The sequence below is a fragment of the Devosia sp. Z11_6 genome (assembly GCF_058133665.1).
Genome location: NZ_JBYUNQ010000002.1, coordinates 603,933 through 618,730, shown reverse-complemented (window position 1 = coordinate 618,730; position 14,798 = coordinate 603,933). Strand labels below are relative to the sequence as shown.

Below are 14,798 nucleotides of genomic sequence, written 5' to 3'. Positions count from 1 at the left end.
CGCGGCTCAGAAATGCAAAGGGGCCCCGGTTGAACCGGGACCCCAATGCGCAATCACTTGCTGTTCAGATGTCCGGCGAGGTGGGACATGTCATAGCCCGCTTCCCCGGCCTGGCGGATGATCTCGCCCGCATCCTGTTGACCGGCTTGGGACAGCGCCCACAGCGTCGTCGAACGCGTGCCCGAGCGGCAAAAGGCGAAAACGGGACCGGGGCTGGCGGCAATCGCGGCCTGGGTCTGTTCCACCATGTCGGGCGACACGCCTTCGCGCCCAAGGGGAATGGCGTGATAGACGAGGCCGGCAGCCTCGGCGGCAGCGGCGATGGCGGCGCCTTCCGGCTGGTCGGGCGATTCCCCATCCGGCCGGTTGTTGATGATGGTGGTGAACCCCGCGGCCTTGAGCGCTGCTACATCTTCGGGATTGATCTGGCCCGATACGGTAATGCGATCGTTGATCCGCTTCAAATCCAAGGCTCTGCTCCTGCTGGCGCCCGACTAGGGGCATGGGCGAACTATATCCGCCCCGGCAAGCCATGCAACCAAGACGGAAGGATAAGGGCCATGCACCGAGCTAGGGGGTAGCTGAGCCCAGCGCCACGGCGCGGGCGGGCCAGCGCTAGGACTCCGTCGAGCCCAGCGCTAGGGCGCGGGCGGCGTGCCAACCCAATCGCGCCACAGCTCGCCTCGCTCGGCCACAAACCGGTCAGCCACCGCTTCCACCGTGGCGCCGGGTTCGTTGATCTGGGCGAGGAGAGTGTTCATCTCCGACACCGGCATGCTGGCCCGACTGAAATAGGCGGCAATCTGGGGTGCTTCGGTGAACACCCATTCGGCCAGAGCTCCCACCACGACGTCAGGCACGAAGGCCGACGGCTTGGGTTCGGGGCACTGGAGTCGCGCCAGGCATTGCGCCGCCGCCTCGTCATAGGCGCCCATGTCGAGCCCGGCGAAGTCAAACTGCGCCAAAACGGCATTGGGCTGCCAATAATAGAATACGAAGGGCTCCTTGGCGCTCACCGCCGAGGCGATCAGGGTATCCATTTCGAACCGGTTGGCCGGCTCGACCACTTCGAGCAGGTCCTCGAGGCCCAGCGCCCGGATCAAATTGCGGTTGATCAGGGCACAGGCCCAGTCGGCTGGACAGGAGATAAACTTGACCGGACCATCGCCCCCCAAGGCAGGCAGCGCTTCGGCGAGGCCCGCCGCACTTTCCAGCTCAGGACGGCTCGCAGCCACGTAATCTGGGATGAACCAACCCTCGAATGCTTCCTCCCCATAGGTGTCGCCGGCGGCGCGCAGCTTTTGCGCCTCCAATCCGGTGTTCCACACTTCGGCGATGCGCGTGACCCACATCTCGGGCGCAATGGCCGGCTGCCCGGTTGAACCCATGGACGAGCCCACATTGGCCATGTCGCCGGGCAGCACCTGGGTTTGGCAGCCAAAGGCGTCGCGCAACACCCGCGCATGGATTTCGGCCAGCAGCGCCGCCGAAGGCCAGCTCATGCGGGCAATGGTCATGGGCTGGCTGCCGCAGGTTGATGGCGCTGGTGCCTGGGCGGATGCGGTCCCGCCTGGGGTCTCAAGCGTTGTGACCTGCGCTAATGCGGGATTGGTGCCCAACACCACCGTCGCCGCCAGGAGCGCACTCGTCCACCACTGTTTCATGCTGCTGTTTCTCCTGCGGCGCCCGCTTTTCTATGCGCAAGGGCCGCGCGTTAAGCAACACTTCGCAGGGGCTTGCCGCTTCACCAATTGCGGATGACTCGGGGCGGGCAGATGTGCAACAGTCGCGCCCGAGGGGCATGCTTTGTGCCCCCGATTGTCGTTGTTCCACCACAAAAAGCCGCCACCAAGGCTGCTGGGCGGCGCAACCCAAGCAGAGGGATCACAATGCAGAATTTCAAGAAGACCCTGACCCTGGCCGTGGCCGCTTCGACGCTCCTCGTTGCAGCGCCTGCCATTGCTCAGGAAACCGGCGCCAAGATCGGTTTCGTCGGCGGGTTCACGGGACCCATCGAAAGCCTGACCCCGCCAATTTTTGCCGGCGCCGAACTCGTGGTCAAGCAGGTCAACGAACAAGGCGGCATCCTGGACGGTGAACTGTCCCTCGTTTCGGCGGACGGCGCTTGCGACGCCACCGCTGCTGCCGGCGCCGCCGACCGCCTGATCAACACGGAAAACGTCGTTGGTGTCGTGGGCGCGTTGTGCACCGGCGAAACCATCGGCGCCTTCAATGGCTCGGGCCTGTCGGGCAATGTCGTGTTTATCTCGCCCGCGTCCTCCGCGCCGGCGCTGACCACGCTCGAGGACAACGACCTCGTGTTCCGCACCACCCCGTCGGACGCCATGCAGGGCGTCAAGATGGCCGACCTGCTGATTAGCAAGGGCATCAATGACATCGCCATCACCTATGTGAACAATGACTACGGCAAGGGCCTGGCCGACGCGCTTGCGGCCGCCTATACCGCCGCGGGCGGCACCGTTGCTGCCAACCTCGCCCATGAAGAAGGCAAGGCCGACTATCGCGCCGAGCTGGGCAATCTCGTCGCCTCGCAGAACCTCGTCGTGCTGGCCTATGCCAATGCTTCGGGCAACACCATCCTGCGCCAGGCCGTGGAATCGGGCAACTTTACGCTCTTCGTGGGCGGCGACGGCATGGTTGGCGACGACCTGCTGACCGGCATAGATGCCGGCTCGGTCGAGGGCATGATCGCCACCCGCGCCGGTGCTCCGGCCGGCGAAGCCACCACCACCTATGTGGACCTGGCGACCGCGGCAGGCCTCGAAGCCAACGCCACCTATGCTCCCCAGGCTTACGACGCCGCCTTCCTTTTGGCGCTCGCCATTGAAAAGAACGGCTCCACCGACCGCGAAGGCCTCGTGGGCGCGCTGCGCGAAGTGGCCTCCGCTCCTGGCGAAAAGATCCTCCCCGGCGAATGGGAAAAGGCCAAGGCGCTGATCGCCGAAGGCAAGGACATCGACTATGAAGGCGCCGGCGGCGCGCTCGATTTCGACGAAGCGGGCGACGTGGACGGCATCATCGTTGAACTGGCCGTCGAGAACGGCGCGTTCGTCGAAAAGGGCGAGATCGAGTAAGCTCGGTTTTCAGCGCTCCTTCCGAAGGCCCGGGATCACCCCCGGGCCTTTTTCTTTGGGAACCTGCCGACATCAAGCGGTTTCCTGTTGGCGAGACTGGCGCGCTTCCTGCCGCCCTGACCCCGGAGCACTCACGATGCAGATCAGCAGCGAAGCCGATATTCCGAGCCAAACGGGCAAGGTCGCCCTTGTCACCGGCGCCACGGGCGGTCTGGGGCTCGAAACCGCGCGCATGCTGGCCGGTGCCGGCGCGACGGTGATCATCGCAGGCCGCAACGGGGAAAAAGGCGCCGCGGCCATCCGCACCATCGCTGCCACGTCCCCCCGCGGCAAACTCGATTTCGAGCTGCTGGATCTGGCGGACCTTGCCAGCGTTGCCGCCTGCGCGGCACGGGTGCTAGCCCAATATGCCCGGCTCGATATTCTCATCAACAATGCCGGCGTGATGATGCCGCCCGAGCGGCAGACCACGGCGGACGGATTCGAACTGCAGTTCGGCACCAATCACCTCGGCCATTTCGCGCTGACCGGTCACCTGCTGCCGCTGTTGCTGAAAACCGATGGCGCGCGCGTTGTGGCGGTGTCCAGCAACGCCGCCCGGCACGCCAAGATGAATTTTGATGACCTGCAAAGCGAGCAGAACTACCAGCCCATGGCCGCTTACGGGCAATCCAAGCTGGCCAATCTTCTGTGGGCGCGCCATCTGCAAAAGCTGAGCGATAGCGAGGGCTGGAGCCTGCACCTTACGGTGGCTCATCCCGGCTTTGCCAATACCGGCCTCTTCGCCAATGTCACCGGCAAGCGCGGCATCGGCCGGGTCACGGGTCTCTTTACCGGCATTTTGAGCCAGTCGGCAGCCGCCGGTGCGCTCCCCAGCGTGGCCGCAGCGGTGGAAACCGATCTGCCGCCCCTGGCGTTTGTGGGCCCGGCGGGGCTGGGCGGCTGGCGCGGCAAGCCGGCGCTGGTGCAATGGCCCAAGCTTGCTGAAGACGAGGAAGCGGCCGAGCGCCTGTGGGCTGAATCGCAGAATGCCACCAATGTGGTCTATGGCTCGGGCACGCTCTAGGCGCGGGCGCCCCTAGCTGTTGAGCAGCAACAGCAGCAGCCCCACGACCAGCACCGCCATGCCCATGAGGTCCCGCCGCTCGGGCACGGCCCGGCTGGTAACCCAGGCAAAGGCTTGCGCAAACAAGATTTCCACCAAGGCCAGGGTGCGCACATTGGCGGCGCTCGTCAGCGCAAAGCCGATAAACCAGAACTGGGAAGCGGCGGCACCGGCAAAACCGGCCGGCAGCGACTTGCGCCAGGCACCGGCGACCTTGCGCAAGGTGGCGCGGTCAAACAGCAGCATCCAGCCCACCAGCAGCGCCGATTGCAGCCCCAGGCCTAGCACCAGCACGACGCTGGAGCGTAGCACCGGCGAGCCTGATGGCAGCTCGAGGATCGCGGCGCGGAACCCCACGGCGGAAAGCGCAAAGAACGCGGCGGCCAAAATCCCGGTCAGCACCGATTTGGGGCCCGCCGCTTGCGCCGCACCCAGCCGCGACAACAGCAGCACGCCGACGGTCGCGACGACAATCCCGAGCAGCGCCAGGGGCGGCAGCACTTCACCCAGGAGCAGCAGGCCCGCCAGCGCCACCAGCACTGGCTCGGTCTTGATGATGGCGGTGGTAACGGCAAAGGAGCGGCTTTTCATCGTCCACAGCATCAGCGCCGTGGCAAGAATCTGCGACAGCCCCGCGCCGAGGGCGAACAGCACGGCCCAGCCGCCGATCGCGGGCAGCGGCTCGCCTGTCCCCAGCGCCACGAGCAGCAGGAACAGGATGGCAAAGGGCAGGCCATAAAGGAAGCGCACATAGGTGGCTCCCATCGTGCCCAGCGTGCCGGTCAGGCCCCGCTGCACGCCATTGCGCACGGTCTGCAGGGCCGCAGCCGTCAGCGTCGCTGCAATCCAGAACACGCCGCTTCTCCCCTCGTCGCCGCCCGCCTAGGCGTCGCGGCGCACGGTTTCGGGGATCAGGCCCTTGGGCGCAAAGCGCAGGGCAACGGTGATCACGAGGCCAAGCACGAAGACGCGCATCTGCGCCGAACGCGACTCGATATCGGGGATGGCGCCCCAGCCGACCGAGCTCGACCAATAGCTGACAAAGTCGAACACGGCGCGCGCCAGGGGTTCGCTCACGACCCAGATGAGCCAGATCAGCACGGCGCCAAACAGCGCCCCCCAATTGTTGCCGGCGCCCCCCACGATCACCATCACCCAGATGAGGAAGGTGTGGTTGATGGGCTGGTAGGAGGAGGGATCAAAGATCTGCACGAAGGAGACGAGCATGGCCCCGCCAATGCCCATCAGCACCGAGCCCAGGATGAAGATCTCGAGCTGGCGCCCGGTGACATCCTTGCCCATGGAGGCGGCGGCAATATAGTTGTCGCGGATGGCGCGCATCATCCGGCCCCAGGGCCCGGCATAGGCGCGCGACACCAGCCACATGACGACGGCGAGCACGAGCAGCGCCAGCAGCAGGAAGCCACCGCGCGCCAGTAGCAGCGCCGACGTGCCGTCCCAGCCCTCAGCCTGGTAATATTGCGGCAGCGGCACCGGCCACGGAATGGGCGAGACGGTCAATGTGCCGCGCGTCAGCCAGTCCATGTTCTTGATCAGCGCGCGGATGATCTCGGAAATGCCGATGGTGGCGATGGCCAGGTAATCCGAGCGCAGGCCAAGGCAGATCTTGCCGATCACAAAGGCCACGCCCGCCGCCAGCACGCCACCAAAAGCCCAGCCGAGCACGGGATTGAGCCCTAGCCCGCCGACAAAGCCGTTGCCGGTCGCCTCGATATAGGCGGCGGCCGGATCGATCTGGCTGCGGTAAACGCAATAGGCCACGAACCAGGCGAGGACGATCAGCACCGTCTTGGCGCGACCCCTCACGCCCAGATGGTGCGACTGCTGCGCCCCGATGACGAGCAGCGCGCCCGCGGCAAAGGCGAGGAGCGCGCGCCCCAGCAGCATCGGCCCTTCGGAGGCCCAGAACGCCGGATCATGGGGATAGGAGATAAAGGTGACGGCAGCGCCCCCCAGCATCAGGAAGCCCATGATGCCGAAATTAAAGAGCCCGCCATAGCCCCACTGGATATTGAGCCCCAGCGCAATCAGCGCGTAGGCGGCCGCTTCCACGAGGCGGCTCGAGGTGAAGGGCGCACCCAGCACCCAGCCGACCAGCAGGATGAGGACAAAGAGCCCGCCAAACAGCGCAGCCGAACGCGCGATCATGAGGAAGCTCCCTTGAAGATACCGGTGGGGCGCACCAGCAGCGTAACCACGAGGATCACGAAGGCCACGGTCAGCTTGTATTCGGTGGGCACCAGCGCCAGCGTGGCGGGCAGCTGCAGCCAGTCGGGCAGGATGGCGTTGAGCGGGCGCAGCACCATGGTCCAGTTGAAAACGGCGAGCGTTTCGGCAAAGCCGATCAGCAAGCCCCCGGCAATGGCGCCGTAGGCCTGGCCCAGCCCGCCCACAATGGCGGCGGCAAAGATGGGCAGGATGATGTTGAAGGCGAGGTCGGGCTTGAGCGTCACATCGAGCGCCAGCATGGTGCCGGCCATGGTCGCCAGCGCCCCTGCTATCACCCAGGTCACCCGCACAACGAGCGCGGTGTTGATGCCCGAAACCTGCGCGAGATCCGCATTGTCGGCCATGGCGCGCATCGCCTTGCCGAGGCGCGAGCGAGTGAGGAACAGGTGCAGCGCAATCACCGAAATGGCAGTGACGACAATCATCAGCGCCTGCGGCTCGGTGATCACCAGCGGCCGCGTCGAGCCCAAACCCGACATGTCGATGCGGAAGACTTCCTTGGTTTCGGTTTCGAAAAAGGAATAGGAGCCGGCGCCGAAAAACAGCCGGATCAGGCCCTGCACCATCAGCGTCACACCGATGGAAGCGATCAGCAGCGTCACCGGCCGGGCCCCGCGCTTGCGCAGCGGCGCATAGAACCCCTTGTCGATCCCCAGCGCGAAGAGCGCCCCCAGCACCATGGCGATGGGCAGCACCACAAAGCCGGTGGGGATGGGCGTGACGATCCCCCAGGCGGCAAAGACCCCCGCCAGCAAGAAGGCGATAAAGGCCCCCGAGGTCATCAGCTCGGAATGGGCGAAATGGGCAAAGCGCAAAATGCCAAAGATCAGCGTGATGCCGATCGCCCCCAGCGCATAGATCGAGCCCAGCACCGCGCCGGCGATCACCACCTGGTTGATAAAGAAAACAAGTTCGGTCATGCGGGCTGCTAGCACTCGATGAAGGGGTGGATGGTGGAGCGATGATCGGCGAAGGAGAGGTCCATCTCAGCCCCCAAGGAAGCTTTTGGCGACTTCGGGATCGGCGATGAGTTCGGGGCCGGTGCCGCTGAAGCGGTTCTGCCCGCCCGCCAGCACAAAGCCTCTGGTGGCAAAGGCCAGCGCCTGGCGCGCATTCTGTTCCACCATCAAGATGCCGACGCCTTCCTTGTTGACGCGCACAATGGTCTCGAAGATCTCGATCACATAGCGCGGCGACAGGCCCGCCGAGGGCTCGTCGAGCATCAAGAGCTTGGGCTGGCTCATCAGCGCCCGGCCCATGGCCACCATCTGGCGCTGCCCGCCCGAAAGTTCGCCCGTCGGCTGGCGCCGCTTTTCGGCCAGCACCGGGAACATTCCGTAAACCCAGTCCATGGTGGAGCGGAAATCGTCGCGCCGAGTAAAGGCACCCATTTCGAGATTTTCCTCGACACTCATCGAGGTAAAGACGTTCTTTTCCTGGGGCACGAAGCTGAGCCCCTTGGGCACGAGCTTGTCGGGCAGGGAATTGGCGATGTTCTCGCCGCCAAATTCGATGCTGCCGCCCGTGACCTTCAAGAGGCCGAAAATGGCCTTGAGGGTCGTTGATTTGCCCGCCCCGTTGGGCCCGACAATGACGCCGATATCATGGGGCTCGATGCTCAGATCAACGCCGTTGAGGATCGGTGCGCCGCCATAGCCGCCCACCACATGCTTGAGTTCGATCAATGCCATAGCCGGCTCTCCCCGCGGGCTTGCAGCCGGGTATTCACACGCAAAAGCTCCATTCAAACCGCCTCCACCGGCGTGCCGAAATAGGCTTCCACGATCGCGGGATTGGCGCGGATCTCGGCCATCGGGCCTTCGGCGATCTTTTCGCCCTGCGCCATCACGATCACCGGATCGCACAGCCGCCCGATCAGATCCATGTCGTGCTCGATCACGAAAAAGGTGTAGTCGAGCTCGCGGTTCATGCGCTCGATATTGGCGGCTAGGTCGTTGAGCAGCGTCTTGTTGACCCCGGCTGCCACCTCGTCGAGCAGCACCACTTCGGCATCCACCATCATGGTGCGCCCAAGCTCGAGCAGCTTTTTCTGGCCGCCCGAAAGATTGCCGGCCAACTCGTTGCGCACATGCCCAAGCTTGAGGAAGTCGATCACATCGAGCGCCTTTTGGCGCACTTCCTGCTCGCGCGAGCGCACCAGGCCCGGGCGGAACCAACTATTGAGCAGGCTTTCGCCCGGCTGGTCGCCCGGCACCATCATCAGGTTTTCCAGCGCCGTCATTTGCCCAAATTCATGGGCAATCTGGAAGGTGCGCAACATGCCGGTGCGAAACAGCTGATGCGGCTTGAGGCCAGTGACATCGGCACCATCAAAGATCACCGAACCACTATCGGGGACAATATTGCCCGCCACGATATTGAACAGGGTCGACTTGCCCGCGCCATTGGGCCCGATCAGGCCCGTAATGGAGCCTCGCTCCACCTTGAGGGAGCAGTTTCTTACGGCCTGAAGGCCGCCAAAGCTTTTGGAGACGTTACGAACGTCAATCACTGCGTCAACGGACACGCGGTTCTGACCCTTGATCACTGGATAGCCAATTGCCCCGCGAACCGGGGCCGTTTGGCCGCATCTGCGCACAAGCTTGGGGACCGGTCAACCACACCGGGGCGCGCTAAAGCGCCGCCAGAACCGCGTCTGCGGTAGATTTATTGGGTGCAAAGGGAACATCGTAAAGCGTCGCCAACCGCGTCAGCGCCTTCACGTCCACGTCATGCGGCTGGGCCGAGAGCGGATCGATGAAAAAGATCAGCACATCGAGCTGGCCTTCGGCAATCATCGCGCCCAGCTGCTGATCGCCACCCAAGGGCCCGCTTTTGAGCAGTGCCACCGGCAAGCCGGTTTCCCGCATCACCCTTCCGCCCGTCGTGCCCGTACCCCAGAGCTCGTGCTGGCTGAGCTTGGCCCGGTGGGCATTGGCCCATGCGGCCATCTCGTCCTTTTTGTCGTCATGGGCCACCAAACCGATCCGCGCCATCGCCTTTGCCTCCAGTTGCCGGCCCACAAAGCATGATGCCGCCCTGCCAGCAAGCGCACGCGCTTCCGCACCCCGACGGGTCACCGCTGTTTCAAACTGCTCCTGCCGATGCTAGGGGAGATCAACACTTTTTGGACCCGAACCCATGACCGCTTCCATCACCCTCACCGGCATCGCCCGCGACCTGCAAGCGCGAGCCGAAACCGGCCAGCCCATCCGCGTCGGGGTGATCGGCTCGGGCGAAATGGGCACCGATCTGGTCACGCAAATGTCGCTGATGCAGGGCATCGAGATGGCGGCCATCGCCACCCGCCGCCCCCATACCGCGCTTGCCGCCATGCAGATCGCCTATGGCGACGACAGCAAGGGGCGCACCGCCGACAGCCCCGCCCAGGCGACCGCCGCCATCGAAGCGGGCAAGATCGCCATCACCTCGGCCGAAACCCTCGTCACCACGCCCAATATCGATGTGGTGATCGACGCCACTGGCAAACCGGGCGTGGCCGCGGACTACGACCTCTTGGCCATGGAGCATGGCAAGCATCTGGTGATGATGAATGTGGAAGCCGATGTCACCATTGGCCCCTATCTCAAGGCGCAGGCCGACCGGCTGGGCGTCGTGTATTCCGTGGGCGCAGGCGACGAGCCGTCCTCGTGCATGGAGCTGATCGAGTTCGTTTCCGCGCTCGGCCTGCCCATCGTCGCCGCCGGCAAGGGCAAGAACAATCCCCTCCGCCACGATGCCATCCCCGATGAATATCGGGAAGAAGCGGAACGCCGCAACATGAACCCGCGCATGCTCGTTGAGTTTGTCGATGGCTCCAAGACCATGGTGGAAATGTGCGCCATCGCCAATGCAACGGGCCTTGTGCCCGATGTGCCGGGCATGCACGGCCCCAAGGCCGACCGCGACGATATGGCCAAGGTGCTGATCCCGCGCGAAGACGGGGGGATCCTCAACAAGATGGGCGTTGTCGATTTCACCGTGGGCAAGGGCGTGGCGCCGGGGGTCTTCGTGATCGTCAAGGCCGAGCATCCCCGCATTATCGAGCGCATGGATGATCTCCATATCGGCCACGGCCCTTATTACAGCTTCTTCCGGCCTTATCACCTGACAAGCCTTGAAGTGCCGCTGACCTGCGCGCGCATCATGCTGCATGGCAAGCCCGACATGGTGCCCCTGCCCCAGCCCGTGGCCGAGGTTTGCGCCGTCGCCAAGCGGGACCTGGCCGTGGGCGAAACCTTCGATGCCATCGGGGAAACCTGCTACCGCTCCTTCACCATGACCATCACCGATAGCCGCGCCAAAGTGGCCGTGCCGGTGGGACTGCTCGAAGGCGGCAAGGTGACCGCGCCGGTCAAGAAGGGCGAGCTGCTGACTTCAGCCAACAGCCAGCCCGACACCTCCACCCGCCTGTTCGCACTGCGCCGCGAGCAGGACCGGATGCTGGGCCTCGTTTAAGGCCGCAGCACCACCTTGCCCTTGCGCCCGGGCTCGCCGCTGGCCTTGACCGCCGCGGCGATCTCCTCAAGCGGATAAATCCCATCCACCGGCAGGGTGAGCTTGCCGTTGGCGGCGTCGGCGACAAGCTCGCCGATCATCCGCGCGATCTCGGCCACCGGCGTCTTGGGCTTGGCCGCCCAGAACCCCTTGACCGTCATCTGCCGGAACAGCAACAACGCCGGGGTGATGCGCAGCGGCCGGCCGGTCATGGCGCCGAAATTAGTGATGGTGCCGCCATCGGCCATCACTTCGGCCAGCTGGGCCGGCCCATCGCCCCCCAGCGAATCGATGCCGTGCAGCGCCTTGCCTTCCCCGATCATCGCCTTGGCCTCGTCCTGCCAGCCTTCGCTCGCGGTTGAAACCGCATGCTCGATGCCCAGCGCCTTGAGTTCGGCCACCGCCTCGTCGCGCCGGACCAGGCTGATGACGCCAATCCCCTGCTCGGCCCCGAACCGCGCCACGAGCTTGCCCACCGCCCCATTGGCGGCATTCTGCACCAGCCACTCCCCGCGCTTAAGGCCCAGCTCATGGATGATCATCTTGGCTGAAAGCGGCATCGACACGAGCTGGCAGGCGGTTTCGTCATCGACACTGTCGGGCACCGGCACCAGCCGGGCCGCGTCGCCCAGAAAATACTCGGCCCAGGTCGCCTGCCCGCCCCCGGTGACGCGCTGCCCCACCTGCAGATTGGTGACGCCCTCCCCCAAGGCATCCACCACCCCAAGTGCCTCCGTGCCGCCTGTCGCGGGCAGTTCCGGCTTGAAGCCATAGCTCCCGGCCGCGGTCATCAGGTCGTGATTGTGGATGGGCGACAGCACCATGCGCAACCGCACCTGCCCGGGGCCCGGCTCGGGCTTGGGGCGATCGCCCAGTCGGAGCACCTGCTCGGGCACGCCAAAGCTTTCGTAGATGATGCTGCGCATGATGTTTCTCCTGCATCTGGGGGTGATCGAGACCACGTCTCCCCATCAGAACGGCGCAAGGCTTGCCCAGGGTTCCCGAGCGGAGTAAATCCTGACCGAACTATTCAGGAATGAATGCGATGTCCGACACTGCCCCCACCAGCGATCCCCGCGCCCCAATTCGTGTTCGCCACGAGACCAGGATGCGCCTGCTCGATGTGATTGGGGTCACCGACATCACCCCGCGCATGCGCCGGATTTCGCTACGCGGGGACCTGACCGGATTTGCTTCGCTTGGCCATGCCGATCACATCAAGGCGTTCTTTTTCCCGGACGGGGTCGAGCCCTACACCGCCCCGATCGGGGAGCGGGGTGCTGAATTCCTCCCGGGCAAGCGCCCTGAAATGCGCGACTACACCCCACGCTATTTCGACGTGGCGGCAGGCACGCTCGAGCTCGATTTCGTGCTCCATGGTGACGGCCCCGCCTCGAGCTGGGCCGCCAAGGTGAAGCTGGGCGACAAACTCGTGATCGGTGGCCCGCGCGGCTCTTTGGTCGTACCCGACGCCTTTGACTGGTATTTGCTGGTGGGCGATGAAACCGCCCTGCCCGCCCTTGGCCGCCGCATCGAAGAACTCCCTGCCGGCGCCCGGGTGATCGCGGTGATCGAAGTGGCCGACGCTGCCGAAGAGCAGCGCTTCACCACCCAGGCGGACCTGACCCTTCACTATCTGCATCGCAACGGCCAGCCCGCCGGCGCGACGAGCCTGCTGCTCGATGCCGTGGCGGCACTCGAATTCCCGGCCGGCGAGGCCTACGCCTATATCGCCTGCGAAAGCGGGATCAGCAAAGCCGTGCGCGCGCACCTCACCGAGGAGCGTGGCTGGAACCCCGAATATATCAAGGCCGCCGGCTATTGGCTCCTCGGCACCCCGGACGCCAGGGAGCCCCACTGAGCCGCTGCCGGGCCACGCAATCCTCTTGCTCTGCGTCCCGATCTTGGTGCATATCAACCCGGTCGGAACGGGGCTGTAGCTCAGTTGGGAGAGCGCGTCGTTCGCAATGACGAGGTCAGCGGTTCGATCCCGCTCAGCTCCACCATTCCGGTCTGACAGCCCTACAAACCCTTATATAGTAGGTCGTGCAGAGGCTTAGCTTTCTTGGTGTTGCACACATTTGTGCTATACATGTAAGCATGAGCGACGTGGCCGGAAATCACAATCTGATCCAAACTAAGGGGACGTGGTATTACAACCGCCGCGTTCCGAAGGCATTGGTGCCCCACTTCGGCAAACTGATCCGGCAAACCTTGTCCACGAAAGACAAGGCACAGGCGAAGAAACTGCGGACCATCAAGGACCTTGAATGGGACGCCAAGTTTGACGCAGCGTTGGCTCAGCCCAACGGCGGCACGGCCAGCCTGACGCCAATGTCGAAGGCGGTGCTGTCAAAGTTGGTTCGCGAGTACGTGGATCGGCAGACCGTTGCACTGGACGACCTTGCGCCACCGCCCGATGCTGATATCCGGCGAGAGCTTATTGATGAGGCAGATCAGACAATCGGTATCCTGCGCGACCCGTCTAATCCAGAGCTTGGCCCTTGGGTCACCCAAACCGTAAACAAGTTGCTTAACCACGCGAAGCTCTCAGGCCCATCCGACAGCGAAGAATACGCGCAGTTTGCGGCTATCGTGGTCAGAGGGCTGGTAGAGGTAGAACAGCGCCGACTTGCTAAGTATTCGGGCGATCATTCGCGAACGCACTTTGATCATCTCTTCGGCCCGCTGCACCGCGAAGAGGTTATTTTCCGCGACCTTGCAAACCAATACCTAAACCAGCGCATAGAAGAGGCCAAAGCGAACCGAAGGGGCCAAAAAACCATCGATAAGGTCGCCGCCGCCGTAGCTGCCATTTGCGAGCTAGTTGGGCAGGAGACCCCTGTGCATAACGTTGATTACGACGCCGTGCAGCGCGTCCGAACCATGATCGCTAAGATGCCGACGAACCGCTTCAAGGTTTTCGGTAAACTGCCGGTGGAGAAAGCTATCGAGCAAGCCGCGAAAGAAGGCCGATCAACTTTAGCGGCCCACACGCAAGGCATGTACATCTCCACCTTCAAAGCCATCATGGAACTCGCCGCCGAGAAGAGGCTCATTGGCCACAACCCCGCTGGCAAGCTCCGCGCCTTGACGCAGGAGAGCACCTCGGCTCAGGAAAAACGAGCACCGTGGTCATTGGAACAGGTAAAGACGTTCTTCACCTCCGAGTTCTATCACTCATGTGCGCCGGGCAGCGTGTCGCCGTACAAGCAGAAGGATCGAGACTGGCGCTTCTGGGTGCCACTCATTTGCTTGTTCATGGGAATGCGCCCCAATGAAGTCTGCCAGATGCTGGTATCCGACCTGCGTCAAACCGATGCTGGCGTCTGGTATCTCGACATCACGGACTTGGGAGAGAGCGGAACTAAGACCGTCAAAACAGCAGCGAGCCGCAGGAAGATGGCGTTGCATTCGGAACTGATCCGCATCGGGCTGCTCCAATATCACCAGAAACGATTGGCGGCTACCGGCAGTAACCGCCTGTTCATCGGGTGGAAGCCGGACAAATACGGCAACCACGCGAAGTATCCGCTGCAGCGGTTCAACGAAAAGTTCTTGCCCGAGGTCATCACCCTCGACGAGAACCAGTCGTTCTACGGCCTTCGCCATACGTTCCGCGACGCGCTACGGAGAGTGGATGCTTCACCGACCATGCTCAAGGCGTTGGGAGCGTGGGAGCACGGCACCTCGGTCAGCGATAATTACGGCAATCAGCACGATCTTGGCTTGCAAGTTGGGGGTATCGAAAAGGTGAGCTATCCCGGCCTCGACTTGACCTTCCTCCACCAGCCCGACGTGCCACTTACCTAGGGCGACAGCTTACTTGCGGTCAGCAGACAAGTATGGTT

The 14,798-nt window shown here is 63.8% G+C and carries 14 protein-coding genes and 1 tRNA gene; 6 read left to right on the top strand and 9 right to left on the bottom strand.

Annotated features, from left to right (window positions below; genetic code table 11):
- Positions 1-53: 53 nt before the first annotated feature.
- Both AC3YMN_RS08210 and AC3YMN_RS08205 read right to left on the bottom strand, forming a co-directional pair.
- Positions 54-470, bottom strand: a complete 417-nt coding sequence (locus AC3YMN_RS08210) for a protein tyrosine phosphatase family protein (protein WP_127754766.1) — start codon at positions 468-470, stop codon at positions 54-56.
- A gap of 168 nt (positions 471-638) precedes the next feature.
- Positions 639-1,664, bottom strand: coding sequence for a glycine betaine ABC transporter substrate-binding protein (locus AC3YMN_RS08205; protein ID WP_489889642.1), 1,026 nt, complete (start codon positions 1,662-1,664; stop codon positions 639-641).
- 225 nt (positions 1,665-1,889) lie between these two features.
- Between AC3YMN_RS08205 and AC3YMN_RS08200 the strand changes: the two genes are divergently transcribed.
- Together AC3YMN_RS08200 and AC3YMN_RS08195 are read left to right on the top strand one after the other, a co-directional pair.
- Complete coding sequence (locus AC3YMN_RS08200; RefSeq protein WP_127754768.1) at positions 1,890-3,095, top strand: ABC transporter substrate-binding protein; 1,206 nt, start codon at positions 1,890-1,892, stop codon at positions 3,093-3,095.
- A gap of 136 nt (positions 3,096-3,231) precedes the next feature.
- Positions 3,232-4,161: an oxidoreductase gene (locus AC3YMN_RS08195; RefSeq protein WP_489889641.1), complete on the top strand. Its 930-nt coding sequence runs from the start codon at positions 3,232-3,234 to the stop codon at positions 4,159-4,161.
- Positions 4,162-4,173: 12 nt separating this feature from the next.
- Here the strand turns inward: AC3YMN_RS08195 and AC3YMN_RS08190 are convergent, their stop codons facing one another.
- The 6 genes from AC3YMN_RS08190 to AC3YMN_RS08165 form a co-directional block, all read right to left on the bottom strand.
- Positions 4,174-5,055, bottom strand: a complete 882-nt coding sequence (locus tag AC3YMN_RS08190; protein ID WP_489889640.1) for an EamA family transporter — start codon at positions 5,053-5,055, stop codon at positions 4,174-4,176.
- A gap of 27 nt (positions 5,056-5,082) precedes the next feature.
- Entirely contained in the window at positions 5,083-6,369 is a 1,287-nt protein-coding gene (locus AC3YMN_RS08185; protein ID WP_489889639.1) for a branched-chain amino acid ABC transporter permease, read from the bottom strand.
- On the bottom strand, positions 6,366-7,370 hold the full coding sequence (locus AC3YMN_RS08180) for a branched-chain amino acid ABC transporter permease (protein ID WP_489889638.1): 1,005 nt from the start codon (positions 7,368-7,370) through the stop codon (positions 6,366-6,368). Before AC3YMN_RS08180 ends, AC3YMN_RS08185 begins: the two co-directional genes overlap by 4 nt.
- Positions 7,371-7,436: 66 nt before the next feature.
- The gene (locus AC3YMN_RS08175; RefSeq protein WP_127754773.1) at positions 7,437-8,141 is read right to left on the bottom strand and encodes an ABC transporter ATP-binding protein; all 705 of its coding nucleotides are present in this window, start codon (positions 8,139-8,141) and stop codon (positions 7,437-7,439) included.
- A 53-nt stretch (positions 8,142-8,194) separates the two neighbouring features.
- Positions 8,195-8,977 carry an ABC transporter ATP-binding protein gene (locus tag AC3YMN_RS08170; protein WP_489889637.1) on the bottom strand — a complete coding sequence of 261 codons (783 nt, stop codon included), beginning with the start codon at positions 8,975-8,977 and terminating at the stop codon, positions 8,195-8,197.
- Positions 8,978-9,083: 106 nt separating this feature from the next.
- Positions 9,084-9,446: a methylglyoxal synthase gene (locus tag AC3YMN_RS08165; protein ID WP_489889636.1), complete on the bottom strand. Its 363-nt coding sequence runs from the start codon at positions 9,444-9,446 to the stop codon at positions 9,084-9,086.
- A gap of 145 nt (positions 9,447-9,591) precedes the next feature.
- On the opposite strand from AC3YMN_RS08165, the gene AC3YMN_RS08160 reads away from it, so the two are divergent.
- A complete protein-coding gene (locus tag AC3YMN_RS08160) occupies positions 9,592-10,908 on the top strand; it encodes an NAD(P)H-dependent oxidoreductase (RefSeq protein ID WP_489889635.1) in 1,317 nt (438 codons plus the stop codon).
- Here the strand turns inward: AC3YMN_RS08160 and AC3YMN_RS08155 are convergent.
- Complete coding sequence (locus tag AC3YMN_RS08155; protein WP_489889634.1) at positions 10,905-11,873, bottom strand: zinc-binding dehydrogenase; 969 nt, start codon at positions 11,871-11,873, stop codon at positions 10,905-10,907. The two genes, AC3YMN_RS08160 and AC3YMN_RS08155, sit on opposite strands and share 4 nt — an antisense overlap.
- Before the next feature lie 119 nt (positions 11,874-11,992).
- Here AC3YMN_RS08155 and AC3YMN_RS08150 point away from each other — a divergent pair, with 119 nt between their 5' ends.
- The 3 genes from AC3YMN_RS08150 to AC3YMN_RS08140 all read left to right on the top strand — a co-directional run bounded on the left by AC3YMN_RS08150 (position 11,993) and on the right by AC3YMN_RS08140 (position 14,760).
- Entirely contained in the window at positions 11,993-12,808 is an 816-nt protein-coding gene (locus tag AC3YMN_RS08150; RefSeq protein ID WP_489889633.1) for a siderophore-interacting protein, read from the top strand.
- Between the two features lie 69 nt (positions 12,809-12,877).
- Positions 12,878-12,953: transfer RNA gene (locus tag AC3YMN_RS08145), tRNA-Ala, on the top strand.
- A gap of 94 nt (positions 12,954-13,047) precedes the next feature.
- Complete coding sequence (locus AC3YMN_RS08140) at positions 13,048-14,760, top strand: DUF6538 domain-containing protein (RefSeq protein WP_489889632.1); 1,713 nt, start codon at positions 13,048-13,050, stop codon at positions 14,758-14,760.
- Positions 14,761-14,798 lie beyond the last annotated feature (38 nt).

Bases quoted from the DNA above. Each gene is read 5' to 3' on its own strand.
- AC3YMN_RS08205 (WP_489889642.1), bottom strand. From the start codon at position 1,664: ATGAAACAGTGGTGGACGAGTGCGCTCCTGGCGGCGACGGTGGTGTTG.
- AC3YMN_RS08200 (WP_127754768.1), top strand. From the start codon at position 1,890: ATGCAGAATTTCAAGAAGACCCTGACCCTGGCCGTGGCCGCTTCGACG.
- AC3YMN_RS08195 (WP_489889641.1), top strand. From the start codon at position 3,232: ATGCAGATCAGCAGCGAAGCCGATATTCCGAGCCAAACGGGCAAGGTC.
- AC3YMN_RS08185 (WP_489889639.1), bottom strand. From the start codon at position 6,369: ATGATCGCGCGTTCGGCTGCGCTGTTTGGCGGGCTCTTTGTCCTCATC.
- AC3YMN_RS08180 (WP_489889638.1), bottom strand. From the start codon at position 7,370: ATGACCGAACTTGTTTTCTTTATCAACCAGGTGGTGATCGCCGGCGCG.
- AC3YMN_RS08175 (WP_127754773.1), bottom strand. From the start codon at position 8,141: ATGGCATTGATCGAACTCAAGCATGTGGTGGGCGGCTATGGCGGCGCA.
- AC3YMN_RS08165 (WP_489889636.1), bottom strand. From the start codon at position 9,446: ATGGCGCGGATCGGTTTGGTGGCCCATGACGACAAAAAGGACGAGATG.
- AC3YMN_RS08160 (WP_489889635.1), top strand. From the start codon at position 9,592: ATGACCGCTTCCATCACCCTCACCGGCATCGCCCGCGACCTGCAAGCG.
- AC3YMN_RS08155 (WP_489889634.1), bottom strand. From the start codon at position 11,873: ATGCGCAGCATCATCTACGAAAGCTTTGGCGTGCCCGAGCAGGTGCTC.
- AC3YMN_RS08150 (WP_489889633.1), top strand. From the start codon at position 11,993: ATGTCCGACACTGCCCCCACCAGCGATCCCCGCGCCCCAATTCGTGTT.
- AC3YMN_RS08140 (WP_489889632.1), top strand. From the start codon at position 13,048: ATGAGCGACGTGGCCGGAAATCACAATCTGATCCAAACTAAGGGGACG.